Here is a 1,097-nt window from a genome sequence, read left to right as displayed (position 1 = left end):
GTGATCAAGGTATTCCTCCAGGCATTGGCCTTTTGCCTTCATCTCTGCTGCTGCCTTTTGCCCCACGTATCTGAAGTGCCACGGTTCATAGGCAATTCCCGTTAGGTTAGATTTGTTCTTGGGATATCTCTGAACAAACCCATAGCGCCATGAGTTATCTGCGTGCCATCTCTGAACTTCGGCGTTAGCTTATTTGTCCTTTGCTTTGAGCAAACGTCGAGCGCAACTCCCATCTCATGTTCGCTCTTACCTGGTAGTGCGACGAGCTTCCTCGCGGAGTGTCAAGCTTCTGTTGGCTTCTTTCTCCATATTAGAAAACCCGCTGTTTTACGAATGAGTAGCCAGGCTTGTCTCAGTGGGCTTCTATATGTCGAAGTGACGAGGGGGTCAAGACCTGCATCGCTGCAGGCTTCTAGTAATTCCCCGGCCTTCTCGTAGACGTTTTTGTCTATCATATGGCCTTATTCGAGCTCGACGAGTTCTGGGTACCTGCTTCCCAAGTAGATTCCGCTTGTCATGTTGAGCTCTCCTTATTGTTAACTTGCTATCTGTCTTCATTCTCTTTGCCAGGCATTTTGCACTCCATAGACCTCGGCTTACGGGGTGATGACTCTTCTGTCATACCCGGCGTTTTGGCTCTTAACTCTCTCTCGTTCATTCTTGTCTCCGCAATCCTCACTGCTCTTTATTTATCTGCATCGAGAGGACAATGCACTTTCTGCGTCTGTCCCCTCACTGGTTGGCTTCGCCCATGGGCGACTCATCTTTCGGTTGCGCGTTCTTTTCGCATCTTCTTTGAGCCTCCCCGCGATCTGTTTTTGCGTTTCATGCCACGGAAATGCCGTTTGTGGGACGGCCACGGGGCGCTCCGACGCGGCAGGCCGCAGTGCGCGGCCGCGGCGCCGGGGTGCGGGCGGGGAGTCGCCCGGTGGGGCCGCGCGGGCGTGCGGCCCCGCGCGGCCCCGGCGCGCCGCGGGGGTCGGCGTTGGGCCCCCGCCGTCCCACAAACTTCGTTCTCGTGGCAGGAGGTGCGGAATGAGGTCGCGGCCCCGTCCGCGTCCATGGCCCGCCCCGCGGGCCCCCGCCTCCCGACTTGT

General features: G+C 56.9%; 1 pseudogene. It reads right to left on the bottom strand.

Annotation, left to right across the window (positions count from 1 at the left end):
- A pseudogene (locus EFAMC1_RS11455) lies at positions 1-263 on the bottom strand (D-alanyl-D-alanine carboxypeptidase family protein); the annotation flags it as partial.
- Between the last annotated feature and the right edge of the window lie 834 nt (positions 264-1,097).

This window comes from Olsenella uli (genome assembly GCF_901212675.1).
GTDB classification, from domain to species: Bacteria; Actinomycetota; Coriobacteriia; order Coriobacteriales; family Atopobiaceae; genus Parolsenella; species Parolsenella uli_B.
Note: the sequence above shows the minus strand (reverse complement) of the source record. Positions and strands in the feature narration are given on the sequence as shown.